At 68.7% G+C, this 19,521-nt stretch carries 22 protein-coding genes; 11 read left to right on the top strand and 11 right to left on the bottom strand.

All coding sequences use genetic code 11. The features are described from left to right. The first annotated feature begins 81 nt into the window (after nt 1–81). The gene (locus tag NOW55_RS13065; RefSeq protein WP_256400554.1) at nt 82–495 is read left to right on the top strand and encodes a GIY-YIG nuclease family protein; all 414 of its coding nucleotides are present in this window, start codon (nt 82–84) and stop codon (nt 493–495) included. Here NOW55_RS13065 and NOW55_RS13060 read toward each other — a convergent pair whose 3' ends face one another. Continuing rightward, complete coding sequence (locus NOW55_RS13060) at nt 496–909, bottom strand: DUF8048 family protein (RefSeq protein ID WP_256400553.1); 414 nt, start codon at nt 907–909, stop codon at nt 496–498. A 226-nt stretch (nt 910–1,135) separates the two neighbouring features. Here NOW55_RS13060 and NOW55_RS13055 point away from each other — a divergent pair, with 226 nt between their 5' ends. Beyond that, nucleotides 1,136–1,738, top strand: coding sequence for a riboflavin synthase (locus NOW55_RS13055; RefSeq protein WP_256400552.1), 603 nt, complete (start codon nt 1,136–1,138; stop codon nt 1,736–1,738). Here NOW55_RS13055 and arcS read toward each other — a convergent pair whose 3' ends face one another. From arcS to NOW55_RS13010, 9 genes are all read right to left on the bottom strand, one after another. After that, entirely contained in the window at nt 1,739–3,490 is a 1,752-nt protein-coding gene (gene arcS / locus NOW55_RS13050; RefSeq protein ID WP_256400551.1) for an archaeosine synthase subunit alpha, read from the bottom strand. A 76-nt stretch (nt 3,491–3,566) separates the two neighbouring features. Further along, entirely contained in the window at nt 3,567–5,042 is a 1,476-nt protein-coding gene (tgtA, locus tag NOW55_RS13045) for a tRNA guanosine(15) transglycosylase TgtA (RefSeq protein WP_256400550.1), read from the bottom strand. Between the two features lie 67 nt (nt 5,043–5,109). Then, nucleotides 5,110–5,286, bottom strand: a complete 177-nt coding sequence (locus tag NOW55_RS13040) for a hypothetical protein (protein WP_256400549.1) — start codon at nt 5,284–5,286, stop codon at nt 5,110–5,112. Between the two features lie 175 nt (nt 5,287–5,461). Next, a complete protein-coding gene (locus NOW55_RS13035) occupies nt 5,462–5,638 on the bottom strand; it encodes a hypothetical protein (RefSeq protein WP_256400548.1) in 177 nt (58 codons plus the stop codon). Nucleotides 5,639–5,692: 54 nt separating this feature from the next. After that, nucleotides 5,693–6,250 carry an NUDIX hydrolase gene (locus NOW55_RS13030; RefSeq protein WP_256400547.1) on the bottom strand — a complete coding sequence of 186 codons (558 nt, stop codon included), beginning with the start codon at nt 6,248–6,250 and terminating at the stop codon, nt 5,693–5,695. Between the two features lie 45 nt (nt 6,251–6,295). Continuing rightward, nucleotides 6,296–7,186 carry an alpha/beta fold hydrolase gene (locus NOW55_RS13025; RefSeq protein WP_256400546.1) on the bottom strand — a complete coding sequence of 297 codons (891 nt, stop codon included), beginning with the start codon at nt 7,184–7,186 and terminating at the stop codon, nt 6,296–6,298. A gap of 65 nt (nt 7,187–7,251) precedes the next feature. Continuing rightward, nucleotides 7,252–7,719 (bottom strand): pyridoxamine 5'-phosphate oxidase family protein, encoded by a 468-nt coding sequence (locus tag NOW55_RS13020; RefSeq protein WP_256400545.1) that lies wholly within the window; start codon nt 7,717–7,719, stop codon nt 7,252–7,254. A 90-nt stretch (nt 7,720–7,809) separates the two neighbouring features. Further along, complete coding sequence (locus tag NOW55_RS13015) at nt 7,810–8,601, bottom strand: ABC transporter permease (RefSeq protein WP_256400544.1); 792 nt, start codon at nt 8,599–8,601, stop codon at nt 7,810–7,812. Further along, entirely contained in the window at nt 8,598–9,524 is a 927-nt protein-coding gene (locus NOW55_RS13010) for an ABC transporter ATP-binding protein (protein WP_256400543.1), read from the bottom strand. The genes NOW55_RS13015 and NOW55_RS13010 overlap by 4 nt, the downstream gene beginning before the upstream one ends. A gap of 422 nt (nt 9,525–9,946) precedes the next feature. On the opposite strand from NOW55_RS13010, the gene NOW55_RS13005 reads away from it, so the two are divergent. The 4 genes from NOW55_RS13005 to NOW55_RS12990 all read left to right on the top strand — a co-directional run bounded on the left by NOW55_RS13005 (nt 9,947) and on the right by NOW55_RS12990 (nt 12,511). Next, nucleotides 9,947–11,248: an LVIVD repeat-containing protein gene (locus NOW55_RS13005; protein ID WP_256400542.1), complete on the top strand. Its 1,302-nt coding sequence runs from the start codon at nt 9,947–9,949 to the stop codon at nt 11,246–11,248. Between the two features lie 317 nt (nt 11,249–11,565). After that, a complete protein-coding gene (locus NOW55_RS13000) occupies nt 11,566–11,805 on the top strand; it encodes a hypothetical protein (protein ID WP_256400541.1) in 240 nt (79 codons plus the stop codon). 36 nt (nt 11,806–11,841) lie between these two features. Continuing rightward, nucleotides 11,842–12,114, top strand: coding sequence for a hypothetical protein (locus NOW55_RS12995; RefSeq protein WP_256400540.1), 273 nt, complete (start codon nt 11,842–11,844; stop codon nt 12,112–12,114). A gap of 64 nt (nt 12,115–12,178) precedes the next feature. Then, complete coding sequence (locus NOW55_RS12990; RefSeq protein ID WP_256400539.1) at nt 12,179–12,511, top strand: hypothetical protein; 333 nt, start codon at nt 12,179–12,181, stop codon at nt 12,509–12,511. Between the two features lie 2 nt (nt 12,512–12,513). On the opposite strand, the gene NOW55_RS12985 is transcribed toward NOW55_RS12990, so the two are convergent. Next, the gene (locus tag NOW55_RS12985; RefSeq protein WP_256400538.1) at nt 12,514–13,302 is read right to left on the bottom strand and encodes a M14 family metallopeptidase; all 789 of its coding nucleotides are present in this window, start codon (nt 13,300–13,302) and stop codon (nt 12,514–12,516) included. A 162-nt stretch (nt 13,303–13,464) separates the two neighbouring features. Between NOW55_RS12985 and NOW55_RS12980 the strand changes: the two genes are divergently transcribed. Genes NOW55_RS12980 through NOW55_RS12960 form a run of 5 tightly spaced genes read left to right on the top strand, consistent with a single transcriptional unit; the run spans nt 13,465 to nt 19,521 of the window. Beyond that, the gene (locus NOW55_RS12980) at nt 13,465–15,108 is read left to right on the top strand and encodes an ABC transporter substrate-binding protein (protein ID WP_256400537.1); all 1,644 of its coding nucleotides are present in this window, start codon (nt 13,465–13,467) and stop codon (nt 15,106–15,108) included. Between the two features lie 6 nt (nt 15,109–15,114). Continuing rightward, a complete protein-coding gene (locus tag NOW55_RS12975; protein WP_256400536.1) occupies nt 15,115–16,164 on the top strand; it encodes an ABC transporter permease in 1,050 nt (349 codons plus the stop codon). Then, nucleotides 16,164–17,231, top strand: coding sequence for an ABC transporter permease (locus NOW55_RS12970; protein WP_256400535.1), 1,068 nt, complete (start codon nt 16,164–16,166; stop codon nt 17,229–17,231). The genes NOW55_RS12975 and NOW55_RS12970 overlap by 1 nt, the downstream gene beginning before the upstream one ends. Further along, the gene (locus tag NOW55_RS12965; RefSeq protein WP_256400534.1) at nt 17,228–18,427 is read left to right on the top strand and encodes an ABC transporter ATP-binding protein; all 1,200 of its coding nucleotides are present in this window, start codon (nt 17,228–17,230) and stop codon (nt 18,425–18,427) included. The genes NOW55_RS12970 and NOW55_RS12965 overlap by 4 nt, the downstream gene beginning before the upstream one ends. Next, the gene (locus NOW55_RS12960; protein ID WP_256400533.1) at nt 18,424–19,521 is read left to right on the top strand and encodes an ABC transporter ATP-binding protein; all 1,098 of its coding nucleotides are present in this window, start codon (nt 18,424–18,426) and stop codon (nt 19,519–19,521) included. Before NOW55_RS12965 ends, NOW55_RS12960 begins: the two co-directional genes overlap by 4 nt.

Raw genomic sequence — 19,521 nt, 5'->3', positions numbered from 1 at the left:
GACTCGGGGGCGACGACACAAAAGTCGGTCGCGTCGTCGCGGACCGGCGGCTTCTTGCGGTCGCCACCACCACGTCAGCGCATGGCCGGCGGAACCTACACGCTGCTCGTGGAACTCGAACGCCCCGTCACGCTCGAAGTCGGTGCCCTCGGCGAGGTGGCGCTGGACGCGGGCTGGTACGGCTACACCGGGAGCGCGCTCGGCAGCGGCGGGTTCTCGCGGCTGGACCGCCACCGCGAGGTCGCGTCTGGCGAGCACGACGTGCGCCACTGGCATGTCGACTACCTGCTCGGCCACGATGCGGCGACGGTCCGGGGCGACATCCGCACCGCCGATGACGTGGAGTGCGCCGTCGCACGGCAGCTCCCCGACGCGGTCGTCGGCTTCGGCTGCTCGGACTGCGAGTGCACCAGCCACCTGACCCGGGCCGACGACGAGGCGTCGCTCCGGGGCGTCGTCGAGGACGCCCACCGGGTCGCCAGCGACGAGGCCTGACTACCGTGTCCCGCCGTCGGTCGTCGTGTTCCCGCCGTCCGTCGCGGCCTGCGGCGTGTCCTTCCCGATGACGACGCACTCGCGCACCTCGAGTGCCGCCGCGAACTCCTGGACCCGGTCGGCCTCCCGCGCGAGCCGCCGAAGATGCTCGATGTGGGCGCACTCGACCGCCCGGGAGTCGGTCGAATCGAAGCCCAGGCGGTCCCCGATGGTCGCCCAGTGGCCGCCTTCGACGAGGAAGACGAACGCGTCGCTCGTCTCGTGGACGCACTCGTAGCGGTTCCGGTAGTCGTCGACCCGGAGGCCGAGGTCGGCCTGCACGACCCCCACGAGCTCGGGGACGCGCCTGTGCGGCAGGCCGGCTGTCGCTGCTGCGAACAGCACCGCCTCGTCTCGGATCGGGTAGTTCTCCATCCTCCTCACCCCGGAAGGCCACCGGTTCGTGGGCCGCTCGAGTCGCTCCGCGCTGGTCTCCCCCGCCCGCAACCATCCTGTCCCGTCACGCACGACTCGAGGCTCATCGGGTACACACAGCAACTCAGCACCTATAAACTCGGCAGGCAACCAGTTGGTAGCCGACGCCTTCACGAATCTGTGATTCATAACGGATTTACAATCTCGGCGGCCCCGTCGAACTGCAATGTACACTGGTGTCGTCCCCGGGACAGGCCGGGTGACCGCGAGCGAGCCCGTCGGAGAGGGCCACGAACTGCGCATCGAGACGAACGGACACGTCGACCCCGCACCGGGCGACAGCGTGGCGGTCGACGGCGTCTGCCTCACCGCCACCGCCGTCAGCCCCGACTGTTTCGAAGCGTACTGCAGCGGCGAGACCGTCGCACGGACGCTGCTCGCCGACCGACCCGTCGGGACAGCAGTCAACCTGGAGCCGCCGCTGACGCTCTCGGACGGACTCGACGGCCACCTCGTCCGGGGCTGTGTGGAGACCACGACCGAACTGCTCGCCGTCGAGTCGACGGGGACCGGCTGGCGCTACGAGTTCGCTGTCCGCGACGGCTTCACCGGCCTGCTCGTCGAGAAAGGCGGTGTCGCGGTCGACGGTGTCAGTCTCACCGTCGCCGACCTCGAAACAGACCGGTTCGCCGTCGCCGTCATCCCGGAAACGCGCGAGCGAACGACACTCGCCGGGCGCGAGCCGGGCGAGCGCGTCCACCTCGAGGCCGACCCGGTCGCGAAGTACGTCGCCAGACAGGCCCACGTCGCCGGCGAACGGTCGACCTGACTACTTCTCCGCGACGTGGCGGACCGACGCCGCCTCGCCGCGCGTGCTCTCGACCATCGCCGCGCCGTGCATCTGCGCACGACCGATGGCGTAGGCCGCAGGGCCCTCGATGACGACCTCGTCGCCGACGCGGATGTCCTCGTCGGCGTCGACGACGCCCGGCGCGAGCACGCTTCCGTGCGGCACGAAGCCATCGATCTCGACGCGCTTCGTCGGCGCGTCGCTCGCGTCCCAGCGGCGGGCCCCCTCCAGGGTGAACGAGAGCGTGCCATATCTCGGCACCTGTGCGGCGAGCTGGGTGCCGTCGTCGTCGCGGACCTGGAGCTTCGGGTACCGGCTGGTGGTCTGGAACGACTCGAACAGCGCGTCGCCCGCGCCGTCGCCGAGCTGGACGTCCGCCAGCGCACGGACCGTGTTGTGCTCCCGTTCGCGCTTGCTGTACGCCGATTCGCCGTCCAGGGCGTCGCGCAGGTTCCCGAGGCTCTCGCTCGTCGTCGGGTGGTCCACGACGGGGTACTCGACGGGGACGTCGAGGTCGTCCTCGATGCGTTCGAGGATGGGCCGATAGTCGTCCGGAACGTGTGCGACGATGCGTGGGTAGTCGCTCCGGTCGAGGTAGCGCCCGAGCACCTCGCTCACGAACTCGACCTCGTCCGCGCTCCAGCGGCCCGTCACCACGGAGTCGTAGTGCTGGGCCGGGTACGTCGTCTCCAGCTCCTGGGGGACGACGCCGATGGGCGATGTCATCGAGACGATGTGGCCCCGGAACTGGATGGCGTCCATGTACTGCCGGTGGCTCTGTGACTCGCTGTAGGGTTTCGCGGCCGAGCACGGGACGAGCACGAGCGGGTGGTCGTCGAACCGGCTCCGGTACCGGGTCGTCACGCGCTCGGCGAAGCGCTGGATCTCGACGCGGCGGATGGTGTCCTCCGTCGCCGCGTCGAGGTCCGCGCCACGGTAGACGGGCGTCCGCGCCTCCAGATAGCCGTACTGCTGGTCGAGCTCCCGAAAGAGCGCCGTGAGCCACTGGTCCTGTCGGGCCTGGCCCTCGATGTAGTCGCGCAGACGGCCGTCGCGGATGCGTCGGCGGACCCGGCGTAGCTCGGCCTCCAGTACGTTGACGTTGTGCGCCGCACAGTCCTCGCGGTCGAACTCCTCGCGCGGTTTCGAGCAAGCCGGACAGGCACACGGGAGCTCGTCGAGGTCCGCCAGGAAGTACGCGTCGTCGGTCGTCAGGTAGCGGCCCTCGGTGCCGCGGACGTACGCCCGGTGGGCGTCGAACAGGTCGACACCGGCGTAGGCGAGGACGGCGACGTTCCGCGGGGTGGCGACGCCGGAGAGGTAGAGTCCGGTGTCGTCCGGGATGGCCTCGCGGACGCCGAGCACGAGGTCCTTCATGCCGGCGCCGTGGCCGAGCGAGCCACCGGCGTCGGAGACGACGTAGGCGTCAGCGCCGTGGTCGGCGGCCGTCTCGGCGGAGACGACGGCGGCGCTCGGATAGTCCACGTCCGGGTAGTCGACGGCGAAGGAGTCGGCGACCTCGTCGGCGGTGCCCGCCGGGAGCCCCCGGTGCGGGAGGACGGTCAGTCGGGACTCGTCGCCGTCGGGGAGCTCGCGCTCGCCCGTCCAGAGGCTCCCGGCGTCGTCGACGTAGTCGTCCACGAGCGCCGGCGTCGTCACCGGCTCCGTCAGCCGGAGTTCGGCCAGACGGGCCGCGCCGTCGCGCTCGAGGACCTCGAAGTAGTCGGTCATGGCACGGTGTCGGGGGCCGACGGACTACTATCTTGTCTTGTGCGGCGGCGCTCGTGGTGGTGCGAGCGCCCCGTCCTCAGCGGTCACCGTGCCAGAGGCTCTCGACGGTCATCGACTCCGGAACGAGCGCGAGCGCACTCTCCGGCCAGTCCTCGTGGGCGAGCGTGAACGACACGTCGGGGTTCCCCTCGGCGAGCCGTGCCACGCCGCGGGCGGCGGCCTCGTAGGCGTCGCGGTCGAGCCGGCTCGGCATCTCCGCGGTCAACGGGTAGGTGTTCCGCAGCGCCTTCGGGAACGGGCCGAACGGTGGGACGACCGGCCAGGACTCGTCGAACTCCGACGAGTGGTCGCCCTCGGTGAGGAGCACGTCGCCCGACGGCGAGAGCCGGTCCAGCCGCTCGTGGTGCCGGACGACCTCCGGCCGCTGTGCGCTCTCGTTCGAGAGGTAGAAGAAGGAGCCCTTCGAGGCGGGGTCGGTCTCCTCGAGCTGGGCGGCGTGGTCGGTGAGCGCACGGTAGCCGTCGAGCATCGCCGGGTGGGCACGGGCGCGCCGCTCGACGAGCTCCAGCAGGTCGCCGTCGCGGATGGCCTGCTTGATGGTGCGCATCTCCGCGAACGTGACGTGGAGGTTGTGTGCGGCGAGTGCCTCCTCGCGGTCGCGGTCGTCCATGGCGCGGAGCGACTCCGGCGTCTCTTCGACGCAGACCGGACACGAACAGGGCATGTAGTCGAGCTCGTCGACGTGCTCGGTGCCGTCGACGGTGAGGTACCGGCCGTCGCGGGCGTACAGCGCGTACGCCGCCGAGTCGAACAGGTCACAGCCCATGGCGACGGCGAGCGCGAACATCATCGGGTGGCCGGCACCGAACAGGTGGACCGGACAGTCACGCGAGAGCCCGCGCTTCGCGGCGGCGACCACGTCGACCATGTCGTCGTAGCGGTAGTCGTTCAGCAGCGGGACGACCGCGCCGACGGGGAACACGTCGAGGTCCGTGCTCGCGGCGTGAGCGCCGGCCTCCTCGCGGAGGTCGAGGTGGGTCGAGCCCTGCACCGGCGCGTTGACGAGCATGTCGCCCACGTCGATGGTCTCGGCGAGTTCGAGGCGCTCCTGCGTGGTGCGGAGCTCGGACTCGGCGCGCTCGTGGGAGACGTCCGGCGGCGTCGGGATGTCCACGGGCGTGCCGATGTCGCTGCCGATGTCGTGCTGGAACTCGAGGATCTCCTCGGTGTTCGTGTCGATCGCCCCGTACTCGGCGAGCTGGAAGCTGCCGGAGTCGGTGACGATTGCGCCGTCGAAGTCGAGTAGGTCGTGGAGCCCCTGCTCGCGGGCGTCGGCCTCCAGCCCGTCGGTCGTCTTGATGATGTAGGAGTTCGTGATGATGATCTCCGCGCCGAACTCGTCGGCCATCCGCGCGGGCTCGATGGTGACGATGTTCGGGTTGACGACCGGCATCAGCGCGGGGGTCTCGACGGTGACGCCGGCGCGGGGGACGGTCAGCTCCCCGATGCGACCGCCGGCGTCGCTGTCGCGGACCTCGAACTGCTCTCTCATTGGCGTCGGCTACCCGGGCACCGGCGGTAAGGGTGTCGTTTGGCAGCGAGGAGAGCGCTCGGCGGGGCTATCGGTAGCGAGCCGGCACGCTGTCGGGGCGGCGTGCCTCCAGATACACCGACGCGGCGGCGAGCAGCGCGAAGGGGAGGCCGGCCCCGACGGCGAAGCCGTAGCTGACGAGGACGACCAGCCCGACGAACCGCACCGCGAGCGTCGTGCGGTGCGAGAGGACTCGGTGCTGCACACGTGAGTTACGCGCCGTGTCGACAAAACGGCTGTGGTAGGGGTTGGCAAGGGGCGAGCAGGCGACGCGCGGGGCTACACGCGACGGTGCGTCGCACACCGGCCTCGGCCGTCGCGTGGCGGGGCTCAGGCCACGCCACGTCTGGCCGCGGCTTCCGATATGAACCTCTGGGTCGTCAGTCCCGGAGGTCCCAGACGACGATGGCGACCAGCACCGGGAACGCGACGACGAACAGCGCCTGGGTGACGACGATGTCGGCCCCGCCGAGGAACGCTGCTGCGGCCGTAGCGCCGAGCAGCACCGCGATGCCCATCAGCAACCCGATAGTCCGGGGCGACAGATTCTCGGCCATGCCACGAGGTCGCGTGGCACGGAAATCAGTCTACTGGCCTCGCCGGTCGTCGAATCAGGCGCTATCGCCGAACAGCTCGTGGAAACAGAGCGCGGTGACGGCCCGGCCGTCACGCAGGTCGCCGTCCCGGGCGGCCGCGAGGAGCTCGTCGTAGGGACGGGTGTCGACCAGGATGTGCTCGTCGTGGTCGAGGTCCTGGTCGGCCGAGGGCTCGCAGTCGCGGGCGACGAAGTGGTGGTGGACGGAGTTTCCGATGCCGTTGGCGGGTTCGACCGTGGTGAGGGGCTCGACGCTCCCGGCCTCGAAACCGGTCTCCTCGCGGAGCTCGCGCCGGGCGGCGAGCGCGAGGTCGTCGTCCCCGGGTTCGACGCTGCCGGCGGGGAGCCCGTGGTTGACGCGGCCGACCGCCTGCCGCCACTCGTCGATGACGACCACGTCGCCGTTGGGGGTGAAGGGGAGGACGACCACCGCCGGGGGCTCGTCGACGTAGTCGTAGTCGGTGCGGCTACCGTCCGGTAGCGTGACCTCGTCGTGGACGATGTCGAAGCCCGGGCACTCGTAGGCGACGTGGGAGGACTCGACGGTCCACGCCAGTTCCTCGTCGTCTGTCATGCTCGCCCCTCGGTGATGGAGGGCAAAAAGCGTGCGTCTCCCGGCTCAGTCGCGGTCTCCGAAGAACTCGACCAGGGAGTCGGCCACTGCCTCGGGCTCGTCGAGGTGGGGCCAGTGGCCCGCGTCGGGGAACCGCACGATACGGAGGTCCGACACCCACTCTCCGAGGCCTTCGGTGAGCGCGGGCGAGAGCGCGTCGTCGTCCACGCCCCAGAGGAGCTGCGTCGGCACGTCGACGTCGAGCGGCGGTCCCTCGCCGCCGACGAGCGGGAGCATCGACAGGCCGAGCGTGCGGAACAGCGCCCGGTAGTAGTTGATGGCGGAGGTGGGGGTCCCGGGGAGGGTGAACGCGTGCTCGAACCGGCGGACGTCCTCGGCGGAGCAGGCACCCTCGCTGTTGGTTCCCTCGGCGAACAGCTCGGGGAATATCCGGCTACTGGCGGCCGCGAACAGCCGTTCGGGCAGCCACGGCACCTGGAACCAGAAGGCGTACCACGAGCGCCGGAGCTGCCCCGGATTCCGGGTGAGCTCGCGCTGGAACGCGCCGAGGTGGGGTGCGTTCAGCACGGTGAGCGTCTCGACGACCTCGGGGTGGCGTGCGCCGACGTCCCAGGCGACGACGCCGCCCCAGTCGTGGCCGACGACGTGGGCGGTCTCCCCGAACTCGCGGACGAGTCCGTCGACGTCGCGCGAGAGCCTGCCGAGCGTATAGGCGTCCTTCCCGTACGGTTTCTCGGAGCTATTGTAGCCCCGCATGTCCGGCGCGACGACGTGGTAGCCGGCATCGGCGAGGGCGGGGATCTGTCGGTGCCAGGTGTACCAGTACTCGGGGAAGCCGTGGAGGAGGACCACCGTCTCGTCGGCTGGGTCTCCCGCTTCGACGTAGTGGAGGCGCACGTCGTTGACGATGGTCTGGGCGTGCTCGACGTCCGACATGTGTGGTGGTTCGCAGGCCGTCCTGAAAGGCGCTCCCCTCCCGTGTCGGGTGCTCGTCCCCGAGCCTACTCCTCGAATCCCGGCGGGAGCCCGGTCTGCTTGATGCCCGACCAGTCCGCCACCACGAACCGGTAGAGCGCGACCTCGACCTCGTCCATCGCCCGCTCGAACAGGTCGGGTCGCCAGGCGTTCTCCAGCGCGTCGCGGGCGGTGTCCATCTCGTCGTCCGGCACCGGCTCGATGCGCCCGGTGAGCCGGACGCTCTGCCAGGTGAACGGGGTGTCCGCGCGGTAGACGAGGAACGCGGCGGTCTCGGCGCGGTCGCTCAGCTCCCGCTTCTCGCTGCCGGAGCCGACGACGAACGTGAAGTAGAGCGTCTCGTCGCCGTCGTAGCCGAACGACAGCGGGAGGAGGGCGGGCGCGCCGTCGGCGGGCAAGCCGAGCACGCCAGTTCCCTGCGTCGTCAGGAACGCACGGACCGCATCGTCGTCCATGTGCTCGATGCCGTACGCAGCGAGGTCTTCGAGCGTCATACGTGAACGTACGCCATGGAACGGCTCAAATGTGTCTGTGGCTCCAGCGCGCTGGGAATCGGCGGCGGTGAGAACGGAACGTCCGCGGCCTCACTCCGTCAACCCGTAGCCCCGCGCGAAGAGCGCCACGTCAACCGCGAAGACGACCCCCGTCGCGACGAGCAGGATGCCGAGCGAGAGGGCGGGGTCGCGTTCGGCGTAGCCGAGGAAGCCGTAGCGCACGGCGTCGACCATGTGGACCATCGGGTTCGCGAGCGAGACGGTGTACCAGACGCCGTCGAGCGCCGACAGCGGGTAGAAGACGCCCCCGAAGAACACCAGCGGACGGATGAGGAACTGGTTGAGCACCGTGAGGTAGTCGAAGTCCCGGGCCCAGAGCCCGCCGACGATGCCGAAGCAGGCGAACAGCGCGGAGACGGCGACGAGCGAGACTGCGAGGTAGACGGGGTGGGCGACGGACACGATGTCGTAGCCCGGGTGCGCGAGGGTGAACACGACGCCGATGACGCTGATGATGACGCCGACGAGCACGCCCCGAAGGGCGCTGGCGGCGACGTACGCGAACGAGAGCTGGCGGTACGACAGCGGCGACGTGAGCACCTCGTGGATGTACTCGTTCCAGCGCCCGTGGAAGATGGAGAAGGAGGCGTTCTCGAAGCCGTTGGACACCGCCCCGAGGACGACGAGGCCGGGCAGGACGAACTTGATGTACGGGATGCCGTCGCCGTAGCTGCCGATGCGGCTGCCGAGGATGACCCCGAACACCGCGAAGTAGAGCACGTTGTTGATGAAGGGCGGGAGGAACGTGTTCCGTGGCCGGCGCACGTACCGCAGTATCTCGCGCTTGAGGAGCGCGCGGGTGCCGACGGCGAGGCCCCTCATCGGTCGTCACCCGTCAGCTCGACGAAGATCTCCTCCAGACTGGTGCGCGAGATGTCGAGGTCCACGACCACGTGGCCCATCGCCTCCAGCTCGTTCAGCAGGTCCGGCGTGACCGCGCCACCGTTCTTGGCCCGGACGACCAGCCGGTCGCCGTCGAGGGCGACGGACTCGACGCGGTCGAGCGTGTCCCCGAGCGGCGGCGTCTCGGCCGGCGCGTCCCGGAGCGTCACGGTGACGGTATCCGTCCCGCGGTCCATCAGGTCGTCCGGCGTCGCCACCTCGACCTTCCGGCCGTCGTCGACGACGGCGACGCGGTCGCAGAGCCGTTCTGCCTCCTCGATGTAGTGCGTGGTGAGCAGGACCGTCGTGCCGTTCTCGTTCAGCTCGCGGACGACCTCCCAGAGGTCGTGTCGGAGCTGGACGTCGACGCCAGCTGTCGGCTCGTCGAGGATGAGCAGCTCGGGATCGGTGACGAGCGCGCGGGCGAGCAGCAGCCGGCGTTTCATCCCGCCGGAGAGCCAGTCGAAGCGCTCCCTGCGCTTGTCGTAGATGCCGACGCGTTTCAGCGCCTCGTGGGCCCGGTCCAGCGCCTCGTCCTCGGGGATGCCGTGGTAGCCCGCCTTGTGGACCAGCACCTCCTCGATGGGGAAGAAGCGGTCGACGTTGAACTCCTGGGGGGCGAGCCCGATGGCGTCCCTGGCCTGGCGGTACTCGTCGACCACGTCGTGGCCGAACACCTCGGCGTGGCCGCCGGACTTGCGGACGAGCCCGACGAGGACGTTGATGAACGTCGTCTTGCCCGCGCCGTTGGGGCCGAGGAGCCCGAAGAACTCTCCCTCCTCCACCCGGAGCGAGAGCCCGTCGAGCGCCCGGATCTCGCCGTAGGACTTCCGGAGGTCCCTGACTTCGATGGCAGCAGTCATCGAAGTGGCTTCGGCGGCGTTCGCTGGTAAGGGTGTTGGATGCGGGTCGGCGGACTGCCCTCGCGACGCGTTCACGCCCCGGAAAAGTATACGTGCATTACGGACGGAAACAGTGGACGACCGACAGCGTCCCCCGACCCCGTTGCTGGAGCGATGGCCGACGAGTTACCACCCCGGACTATCGATACCGATGGGGGACGGCTAGTACTAAAACCAACCAGATTGGGCTCTCGAAGCGGCGGTTCAGGCGGTTTCTACTCGGTTACGGGACGGGGTCGCGTGCGTACCGGGATTCGACGGGACCCGGTGATTTATTAGCCGGTTGCGGTGGTTCTTGAACAGTCTACCGGTCGTTCACCTATTTTCGAACGGTATACCGGCCAATTAATTATGAGATACTCTACCGCATCTGGAACTGGAGCATGAAATCGACCCGTCGAACGCTGCTCACGATACTAGGTAGCACCGTCGCAGTCGGTGGCATCGGCACGACAGGCGCGCGCACACCACCCACGAAAGGTCGCATCAGGAAGCTCGGCCACTCACTGCTCTCCGACCCGGCCGGAGGGTACGCCGAGGAGGACGTACGTGCAGACGGCCAGTACGCACTGCTCGGCAGTTTCACCGGCCCTGGTGGATCGTTCCTCGTCGACATCAGCAACCCGCACGACCCGACAGAGGTACACGAGTTCCCGACACCGTCGGACGGCGTCCGTCACGCCGACGTCCAGTTCGACCGCCGCGACGGCCTCTACTACCGCAGCCGCGAGGGCGGCGGCGGGGATGGCGAGCCGCCGAACGGTGTCGACGTCATCGACTACGGCTACGACGAAGGCACACCCGAGGACCCGGTCAAGGCGTCCCGGATTCCCGCAGGGTCGACCCACAACGTCGAGTCCCATCCGGAGGGCGACGTCCTCTACACGACCGAACACGACGGCGTCGGCGTCTGGGACACCAGCGACCCGACGGACGTCACCGGCGGCGACGTCGTCAGCCCGGACCCGGCCGGCGACTGTCACGACATGGTCGTCGACACCGAGCGCGACCTCCTCCACTGTGCGTTCATCGGGGGCGGCTTCGACGGCTACGTCGCGATGGACATCAGCGACCCGCTCTCGCCGACCGTGGCCGGGAAGTTCAGCTACGAGGGGCTGCCGGACTACACGGAGGAGCGCCTCGAGGCCGGCGAACCCGGCTTCAGCAACTGCCACTACGCGAGTCACGACCCCGACCGAGACCTCGTCGTCGTCGGCGACGAGATCGGGTTCGGTGCTCCGGGTGGGAAGCACATCTTCGACATCGGCTGGGGGGACGGCTCCGTCGAGGACCCGGAGCACGTCGGCTTCACGTACTCGCCCAACGCCCAGATGATGGACGAGGCGGACGAACTGTTCGACTGGACGACCCACAATCATCAGGTCATCTCGAAGGGGAACAACTCACTGCTCGTGAGTGGAGACTACCACGAAGGCACCGTCGTCTACGACATCTCCGACCCCACCGACCCGACCCCGGCCGACCAGTACCGGACCGACGACATGGCGGACCAGGCCGACGGTGCCGGATTCGTCGGCGAGGCCCCCATGGCGTGGGGTGCGAACTACAGCGAACAGCGCGACCTCGTCGTGACGGGCGACATGCAGACCGGCATCTACGTCTTCAAGGTGACGCCTGCCGCGGCGAGGGGCGGGGGTGGCGGAGCTGGACCCGAGACGCGGTGACGAGGCCGCTGTCGGGAAGCCACGAGCACACGCCGACGGCCGGTTCGCCCCGTCTGGACTGCAGCAGCAAGGTCGACCGACGGCCTCGCTCGCCGACGGCCGCGTACCGGTGAGACGTGGGTCGGTCGACGGCGCAGACGTCCGAGGCTGTCGCTGGCATGGTCGGTTCACCAGCCGGAAGCAATCTGGTAACCACCGTGCGGGTATCCTGAAAATAGCTTCATGGCGTGCCTTCGAGTAGCACTCGCTTACCGAACGATGACCGAGCCATGAATCAGGACGAAACGACACCGTCGGAGACTGGGAGACTGTACCAAATGGCTGGCGTCACCGGGCTCGGCTGGACCGTCTCGCTCCTGGCGTATCTGTCGACGTTACTCGGCTACGGGAACGTCGTCGTCGCGCGACTCGTCGGCAGTCCCCGGGCGCTCCTCTACCTCGGCGGCGGCCTGCTCGTGGCGACGCTGGGGCTCGACAGACTCCAGAACAGGGGCTCCGACGAGGACGATGGCCGGATGGAACCGGCAGGTGCCGTCGCAGACGACCAGCCGGAGTGACAACACATTTGACCGCCGCCCGAGAACCCACGCCCGATGAGCACGTCGACGGCCCGTCGCTGGCTGCCGGAACTCGGGATGTCGCTCGCCCTCGTCGGTGGCGTCGTCGCCTTCTACGCCCTCTTCGCACCGGGGATGGGCTGTCGCGACCACGCGCTCTCGACGTGGGGCGTCTCGGTCGCGCTGGACGGCGTGATGCTCCAGATCGCCGACTGTGGCAGGTACGCGGTCACCGTCGACCTCCGGCTCGCGGTCGGCGGCCTCGGCTGCCTGCTCGTGGGCTGGGCGATCGCCAGATACAGCACCTGAACGTGTCGACCAGTCGACGCGCCGTAACGCAACGATTAGGAGCTGCGGCCTCGGAATTTACCCCATGACAGGTGACATCGACGACGCGGTCGACGAGCTCGCCGACGTGCAGGCAGGGTCGGACCTGGACTCGGTCCCCATCGTCGACGTGACGGAGACGAACGCGACGGTCGCGGTGACGCTCGGGCTCCCCTCGGGCAACGAGTTCGTCGACGAGTTCACGAAGCCGCCGGTGTGGGGCGCGAACTGCGAGCTCCAGTCGTTCCTCGACGCGATGGACGTCGGGCCGAACGAGCTGGACGAACTTGTGGGCGAGACCGTGCCGGCCGAGCGCGAGGTCGGCACCAGCGGCCTGGAGTTCAGCATCGACCGCGAGACGGTGTTCGGCGGGAAATAGGACTACTCGTCGTCGTCGACGGTCGAGAGCGGACCCCGAAGCTGCGCCGCGAAGCCGACGCTCTCGTCGTAGCCGTCGGTCGACATCAGCACCGGGTAGAACGGCTCGTCGAAGGTGAGCTCCTCCTCGCCGCGGCGGGCGAACGGCTCGCCCGCGGGCACCACGACGAAGTTCTCGCCGAGGAACTCGTAGCCCGCGCCGTCGACGCGCTCGGTCACCTCGAAGACGGTCGGATCGCTGACGGCGGCCTCGCCCTCCACGACGCCGTAGGCCGCGAGCACGTTCCTGACGACCCGCTCGGCGTTGTCGACGGCGGCCTCGCTGCCCTTGTAGCCGCACTCGACCGCGACGCCGTCGACGTGGTTGGTCAGGCCGCCGGGCTCGGTACGGATGTCGACGGCGCGGTCGAGCCCGGTGCGTTCGATGAGCTCCCGCGACCGGGGGGTGAGGCGCTGGTAGAGCGCGAACGGCTCGTCGGTCGAGACGGTCGAGTGGAGGTCGAGCACGACGAGGTCGTCCAGCTCGTCGAGCAGTTCGCTGGCCAGTCGGGCCTCGTGCGACGCCGCATCGGGGTCGCCGGGATACGCACGGTTGAGGTCCTCGTCGACGAACCGCTGTTCGAGCTCGGCGGCGCGCTCGTTCCCCACGACGAACGTGACCGCACCGGTGAGTTCGAGGTCGTCGTCCGCGAGGAGGCGCTCCATGGCGCGCTCGCCGCAGGGCTCGTCACCGTGCTGACCGACGACGACGGCGAGCGCCGGCTCGCCGTCCCCGAGTGTGTGGACCCGCATTGGTGGTACACTCTCCGAACGTCCGTATTTAACTGCTTCTATCGAGCGAGCCGTCGTGCGCGACGGACACCTGCTGGTCGAGGGACGGGTCGGTTCCGTTCACCCTCCGAGATAACCGTTCGCAAGGGTGGATTTATAAGGTGGTATTTGGTAGTACGATGCATGCCAGAGAATGGTACTGACCGACGTGGCTTTCTGAAGTACGCAGGCGGAGCAGCGGTCACGGCATCCCTCGCTGGTTGCCTCGGTGGTGGGGGCGACGGTGACGGGACCGACACCCCGGCGGACACCGAGACGGAGGGGACCGACGGCGGTGGTGGCGGTGACGATACCGAGACCGACGACGGCGGCGAGGAGCTGCCGGACTTCCCGGTGACCGTCACGCAGGGCAACATGCCCTCCGGACTCGACCCGCACGACCACCGCGAGACGCCGACCGACGTGGTGATGCTCCACGCGTACGAGGGGCTCATCACCCGCGACGCGGCGGGGGCGGTACAGCCCGCACTGGCGACCGACTGGTCGCGCGTCGACGGCGAGGAGGCCGCGGAGTTCCAGGTCCGAGAGGACGTGACGTTCCACAACGGCGACACGTTCGTCGCGGGCGACGCCGCGTACAGCATCAACCGCATCGTCGACCCTGACACCGGGTTCGCGAGCCCCCAGAGCGACCAGCTCGCGGGGGTCTCCGGTGCGAGCGCACCCGACGACACGACGGTCCGCGTGACGCTCGACGGGCTCAACCCCATCGTGTTCTCCGAGTTCGCGACCTACTGCGACATCATGCAGCAGTCGTGGGTAGAGGACCGCTCGAAGTCCGAGATCGGACAGGACATGAACGGTACCGGCGCGTTCCAGCTCGACAGCTACACGCAGGACGAGCAGGTCGTCCTGACCCGGTACGAGGAGTACTGGGACGACCCGGCCGAGGTGTCCGAGCTCACGTTCACCGCGGCGGCCGAATCGAGCACCCGTGTCAACCAGCTGCTCCAGGGCGAGACCGACATCATCGTCAACGTCCCGCCACAGGAGGTCAACCGCATCAACAACAGCGACGCCGGGAGCGTCGCCGCAGCACCGAGTACGCGCATCATCTACAACGCGATGCGCTACGACGTCGAGCCGTTCTCCTCCCAGCAGTTCCGCCAGGCGATGAACTACGCCATCGACCTGGAGAGCATCGTCTCGAACGTCCTCGGCGGCTTCGGTGCCCAGACGGGCCAGCCGACCCTGCCCGAGTTCGTCGGCCACAACCCGGACGTGGACCCGTACTCGTACGACCCCGACGAGGCCGAACGGCTCGTCGACGAGTCCGGCCACGCCGGCGTCGAGATCGAACTCAACACGCCCGTCGGGCGCTACCTGAAGGACCTCGAGATCGCCCAGGCGGTCGCGGGCTACATCGACGAACTGCCGAACGTCACCGCGACGGTGAACCAGCGCGACTTCGGCTCGCTCGTCGACGAACTCCTGACCGGCAACATCGAGGACAAGCCGCCGTGGTACCTCATCGGCTGGGGCGAGGCGACGTTCGAGGGCGCGCTCGTCATGACTGCGCTGCTCTCGACCAACGGCGCGCTCACGAGCTGGAGCAACGAGGAGTTCGACTCGCTGCTGGAGACGGCCGGCAACAGCACCGGCGACGAGCGCATCTCCGCGCTGCAGGAGGCCAACGCACTCGCCCACGAGGAGGCACCCTGGATCTTCCTCAACCAGCAGTTCAGCGTCTACGGCGTCAGCAGCCGCGTCTCGTGGGAACCCCGCTCCGACGAGCGTATCGACGCGTACGCGATGAGCCAGGCGTAAGCTCTCATGTCTCTCGCCCGGTTTTTGATAAAGCGACTACTGCAGGGCGTGTTCGTGGTCTGGGGAGTGATCACTGTCGTGTTCGGCCTGCGCGTCATCGCGCCCGGTGACCCGGCGAACGTGCTGTTGCCACCCGATGTCGCCCCCGAGGTACGACGGCAGGTCGTCGCCGACCTCGGACTCGACGAGCCCCTGTACGTGCAGTACTGGGAGTTCATCAGCGGGATGGCCGTCGAAACCCCGCTGGGGCTGTACCGGCTCGCGACCGGTCGCCCCGGTGGTGACTTCGGTCTCGGACTGTCGCTCACGTCTCAGACACCGGTCGTCGACCGGGTCGCCCGTAGCCTCCCGGCGACGCTCGAACTCGCCATCATGGCAACCATCGTGGCCGTCGTCATCGCCATCCCCCTGGGGGTCATCAGCGCGACGAACCGGCACTCCGCCCCGGACTACGGGGCGACGCTGTTCTCGCTCGCCGGCATCAGCACCCCCAACTTCTGGCTCGGCGTGATGCTCATCATCGTCCTGTCGGTGCAGTTGAACCTGTTCCCGACGAGCCAGCGCGCCATCGGCATCCCCGGTGTCGTCGACCTGCTGGTGGCGGGACAGCTCGGGGCTGCTGGCGACGGTTTCCTGACCTGGCTGTGGTACATCACACTCCCGGCGGTGACGCTCGGGACGTACTTCACGGCGCTCATCACGCGACTGACCCGGAGCGGGATGCTCGACGAGCTCGGCAAGACGTACGTCCGCGCCTCGCGGGCGAAGGGGCTGCCGGAGTCGCTCGTGCGCTACAAGCACGTGCTCCGGAACACGCTCATCCCCATCATCACGGTCGTCGGGCTCCAGCTCGGCACGCTCATCGGCGGTGCGGTCATCACGGAGTTCGTCTTCGACTGGCCCGGTCTGGGGCAGGTGCTCATCAACAGCATCAACTCGCGTGACTGGCCGATGGTACAGGGCTCGCTCATCGTCATCTCCGTCGGCTTCGTCGTCGTGAACATCGTCGTCGACACGCTGTACACCTTCGTGAACCCACGGGTGGGATTCGACTGATGATATCGCCACGTACACTCCGCAGTTTGAAGCGCGGACTGAACCGGAACGCCCTCGCCAAGGTCGGCATCGTCGTCGTCGTCGTCGTGCTGCTGGCGGCGATCTTCGCGCCGTTCGTCGCACCCGACAAGCCGGGCAAGCAGAACCTGAACGAGTCACGCAAGCCGCCCATCGGCTTCGAGAAGGCGACGACGCAGGAGGTCCCGGTTCAGGAGAACGGGAGCGTCGTCTTCGAGGACGGTCAGCTCGTCACGGAGAACCGGACCGTCTACGAGAACGCGACGTGGGACCATCCGCTCGGGACCGACGGGAACGGTCGCGACATCCTCTCCCGGCTGATATACGGGGCGCGGGTGTCGCTGCTCGTCGGCCTCCTCGGGACGGGGCTCGCGATGCTTGCCGGCGTCAGCGTCGGCCTCATCGCGGGCTACTACCGTGGGAAGGTCGACGACGTGCTGATGCGCAGCGCCGACGTGATGCTCGCGTTCCCGTCTATCGTGCTGGCCATCGCGCTCATCGGCGTGCTCGGCGATGCGCTCGAACGGTCCGTCCCGGACCCGTTCGTCCAGACCGGGCTCGCCGAAGCGTTCCGGTCGGCCGTCGGCCTGCCGACGGGGATGCCCGAGAGTACGGTGTTGCCGGGGACCATCATCGTGGTCGTCGCGCTCGTCAACTGGGTGTGGTTCGCCCGCGTCGCCCGTGGCGAGGCGCTGAGCCTCCGCGAGGAGTCCTACGTGAAGGCGGCCCGCGCCCTCGGCGCGAACGACGCGACCATCATGTTCCGGCACGTGCTCCCGAACGCTATCACGCCGATACTCGTGCTCGGGACCATCCAGATCGCCGCCATCATCCTGCTGGAGAGCGCGCTGTCGTTCCTCGGGTTCTCCTCGGCGAACATCTCCTGGGGCTTCGACATCGCCCTCGGCAGGCAGTACCAGTCGACGGCCTGGTGGATCTCCGCCATGCCGGGGCTGGCCATCGTCATCACCGTCATCGGGTTGAACCTCGTCGGTGACTGGCTCAGAGACGCCCTCGACCCCGGTCTCGGGGGGGAGGGTGGCGTATGAGCGGTTCCACCTTCCACCGCGACGACCTGCTCCGCGTGGAGGACCTCACGACGCGGTTCTACACGGAGGAGGGCCAGGTCAACGCCGTCGAGTCTGTCTCGTTCGACGTGCGGGACAACGAGATACTCGGCATCGTCGGCGAGTCCGGCTCCGGCAAGTCGGTCACGGCCCTGTCGACCATCGATCTCGTCGACTCGCCCGGGAAGGTGACCGGCGGCGAGGTGTGGCTCCGGGACGTCGACCTCGCCGAGGAGTTCCGCGAGGGCAACCCGGAGGCGGTCGACGGCGACTTCGTCGACCTCCGACAGCTCCCGAAGGGCGTCCGTCGCTCGCTCCGGGGGACGAAGTTCAGCATGATCTTCCAGGACCCGATGAGCAGCTTCAACCCGTCGCTGACCGTCGGCGAGCAGATCGCCGAGGCCGTCGAGGTGCAGCGTCGTGCGTCCGCGAACCCGCGACGCACCCGCTCGCGGACGCAGGGCTACGGGCTCGGGAAGCTCCTCGTCGACAGCGTCGTGCCCGGCCGGGAGTACACCAGCGACGAGAGCCACGAGCGCGCCATCGAGCTGCTGGACCAGGTCGGTATCCCCGACCCGGTCGAGCGTGCCGACGAGCACCCCCACCAGTTCTCCGGTGGGATGCTCCAGCGCGCGATGGTCGCGCAGGCGCTCGCCGGCGAGCCGGACGTGCTGTTCGCCGACGAGCCGACGACCGCGCTCGACGTGACCATCCAGGCGCAGATCCTGGACCTGCTCCGTGACATCCAGCAGGAGCAGGGGATGAGCGTCGTGCTCATCACGCACGACCTCGGCGTCATCGCCCGGATGTGCGACCGCGTCGGCGTGATGTACGCCGGCGAGATCGTCGAACGGGGCTCGCTCGAGGCGGTGTTCGACGACCCGACCCACCCCTACACGCAGGGGCTGCTCGGCTCCATCCCGGACGTGGACGACCCGGCACCGCGGCTCGAACCCATCGAGGGGAACGTCCCGAACCTCATCGACAGCGAGATGCCGGACCGGTGCTACTTCGCCGACCGGTGTCCGAAGGCGATGGAGGCGTGTCTGGAGCACCCCGACGAACGCGCGGTCGAAGGGGAGACGGCCCACACGGCCCGCTGTGTGCTCGCCGACGGCGAGTACGACCCGGCGACCGCACTCGACGAGTCGTACTTCGAGGGAGGTGAGGACGCATGAGCAGTGAGGGCTTCGACGAGACGACCGGCGGACCCATCCTCCAGGTCGAGGACCTGGAGAAGTACTACTACGAGAACGATACGCTGTTCGACCGCGTGCTCGGCAGGGAGCCGACGGCGGTCCGTGCGGTCGACGGCGTCTCCTTCGAGGTGCAGCAGGGGGAGACGCTCGGACTCGTCGGCGAGTCCGGCTGTGGCAAGTCGACGACCAGCGAGACGTTGCTTGGCCTGCGCGAGGCGACCGGCGGCTCGGTCCGCTTCGACGGCAGGGACGTGTTCAGGATGACCGCAGCGGAGCGGAAGGAGTTCCGGCAGGACGCCCAGATCGTCTTCCAGGACCCGTTCTCCAGCCTGGACCCGCGTATGACCGTCGGTGAGATCGTCACCGAGGGCCTGCGCATCCACGGGCTGGCCGGCAGCGACGAGCGCAACGAGCGGGCGAAGGAGCTGCTCGAACGCGTGGGACTGTCGGCGCGACACGTCGACCGCTATCCGCACGAGTTCTCCGGCGGACAGCGCCAGCGCATCGGCATCGCCCGGGCGCTCGCGCTCGACCCCGAGTTCATCGTGCTCGACGAGCCGGTGTCGGCGCTCGACGTGAGCGTGCAGGCGCAGGTGCTCAACCTGCTGGAGGACCTGCAGGAGGAGTTCGGGCTGACGTACCTGTTCGTCGCCCACGACCTGAGCGTCGTCCGGCACATCTCCGACCGCGTGGCGGTGATGTACCTCGGGAAGATCGTCGAGACGGGGCCGGTCGACCAGATCTTCGAGAACCCCCAGCACCCCTACACGCAGGCACTGCTGGACAGCGTCCCGCGGGCATCGACCGACGAGTACGGCCGCCGGGGCGGGACCCTGGAGGGCGACGTGCCCTCGCCGCGGAACCCGCCGCCGGGCTGCCGGTTCCACACCCGGTGCCCGCACGCTCGTGACGCGTGCACGCAGGAGCTGCCACCGGACTACGACACCGGCAAGCGGCACGAGGCGGCCTGCTTCCGGGTCGACGAGACCCACGAGTACTGGGAGAGCGAGCCGCTCCCGCACGCGAGCGAGGACGCTTCGGTCGGTGGCGGTATCGCCGACTCCAGCGACTGA

The sequence above is a fragment of the Haloarchaeobius litoreus genome (genome assembly GCF_024495425.1).
GTDB classification, from domain to species: Archaea; Halobacteriota; Halobacteria; order Halobacteriales; family Natrialbaceae; genus Haloarchaeobius; species Haloarchaeobius litoreus.
This window is presented reverse-complemented; position numbering and strand designations above follow the sequence as displayed.

Bases quoted from the DNA above. Each gene is read 5' to 3' on its own strand.
- NOW55_RS13065 (WP_256400554.1), top strand. From the start codon at position 82: ATGGCCGGCGGAACCTACACGCTGCTCGTGGAACTCGAACGCCCCGTC.
- NOW55_RS13060 (WP_256400553.1), bottom strand. From the start codon at position 909: ATGGAGAACTACCCGATCCGAGACGAGGCGGTGCTGTTCGCAGCAGCG.
- NOW55_RS13055 (WP_256400552.1), top strand. From the start codon at position 1,136: ATGTACACTGGTGTCGTCCCCGGGACAGGCCGGGTGACCGCGAGCGAG.
- arcS (WP_256400551.1), bottom strand. From the start codon at position 3,490: ATGACCGACTACTTCGAGGTCCTCGAGCGCGACGGCGCGGCCCGTCTG.
- tgtA (WP_256400550.1), bottom strand. From the start codon at position 5,042: ATGAGAGAGCAGTTCGAGGTCCGCGACAGCGACGCCGGCGGTCGCATC.
- NOW55_RS13035 (WP_256400548.1), bottom strand. From the start codon at position 5,638: ATGGCCGAGAATCTGTCGCCCCGGACTATCGGGTTGCTGATGGGCATC.
- NOW55_RS13030 (WP_256400547.1), bottom strand. From the start codon at position 6,250: ATGACAGACGACGAGGAACTGGCGTGGACCGTCGAGTCCTCCCACGTC.
- NOW55_RS13025 (WP_256400546.1), bottom strand. From the start codon at position 7,186: ATGTCGGACGTCGAGCACGCCCAGACCATCGTCAACGACGTGCGCCTC.
- NOW55_RS13020 (WP_256400545.1), bottom strand. From the start codon at position 7,719: ATGACGCTCGAAGACCTCGCTGCGTACGGCATCGAGCACATGGACGAC.
- NOW55_RS13015 (WP_256400544.1), bottom strand. From the start codon at position 8,601: ATGAGGGGCCTCGCCGTCGGCACCCGCGCGCTCCTCAAGCGCGAGATA.
- NOW55_RS13010 (WP_256400543.1), bottom strand. From the start codon at position 9,524: ATGACTGCTGCCATCGAAGTCAGGGACCTCCGGAAGTCCTACGGCGAG.
- NOW55_RS13005 (WP_256400542.1), top strand. From the start codon at position 9,947: ATGAAATCGACCCGTCGAACGCTGCTCACGATACTAGGTAGCACCGTC.
- NOW55_RS13000 (WP_256400541.1), top strand. From the start codon at position 11,566: ATGGCTGGCGTCACCGGGCTCGGCTGGACCGTCTCGCTCCTGGCGTAT.
- NOW55_RS12995 (WP_256400540.1), top strand. From the start codon at position 11,842: ATGAGCACGTCGACGGCCCGTCGCTGGCTGCCGGAACTCGGGATGTCG.
- NOW55_RS12990 (WP_256400539.1), top strand. From the start codon at position 12,179: ATGACAGGTGACATCGACGACGCGGTCGACGAGCTCGCCGACGTGCAG.
- NOW55_RS12985 (WP_256400538.1), bottom strand. From the start codon at position 13,302: ATGCGGGTCCACACACTCGGGGACGGCGAGCCGGCGCTCGCCGTCGTC.
- NOW55_RS12980 (WP_256400537.1), top strand. From the start codon at position 13,465: ATGCCAGAGAATGGTACTGACCGACGTGGCTTTCTGAAGTACGCAGGC.
- NOW55_RS12975 (WP_256400536.1), top strand. From the start codon at position 15,115: ATGTCTCTCGCCCGGTTTTTGATAAAGCGACTACTGCAGGGCGTGTTC.
- NOW55_RS12970 (WP_256400535.1), top strand. From the start codon at position 16,164: ATGATATCGCCACGTACACTCCGCAGTTTGAAGCGCGGACTGAACCGG.
- NOW55_RS12965 (WP_256400534.1), top strand. From the start codon at position 17,228: ATGAGCGGTTCCACCTTCCACCGCGACGACCTGCTCCGCGTGGAGGAC.
- NOW55_RS12960 (WP_256400533.1), top strand. From the start codon at position 18,424: ATGAGCAGTGAGGGCTTCGACGAGACGACCGGCGGACCCATCCTCCAG.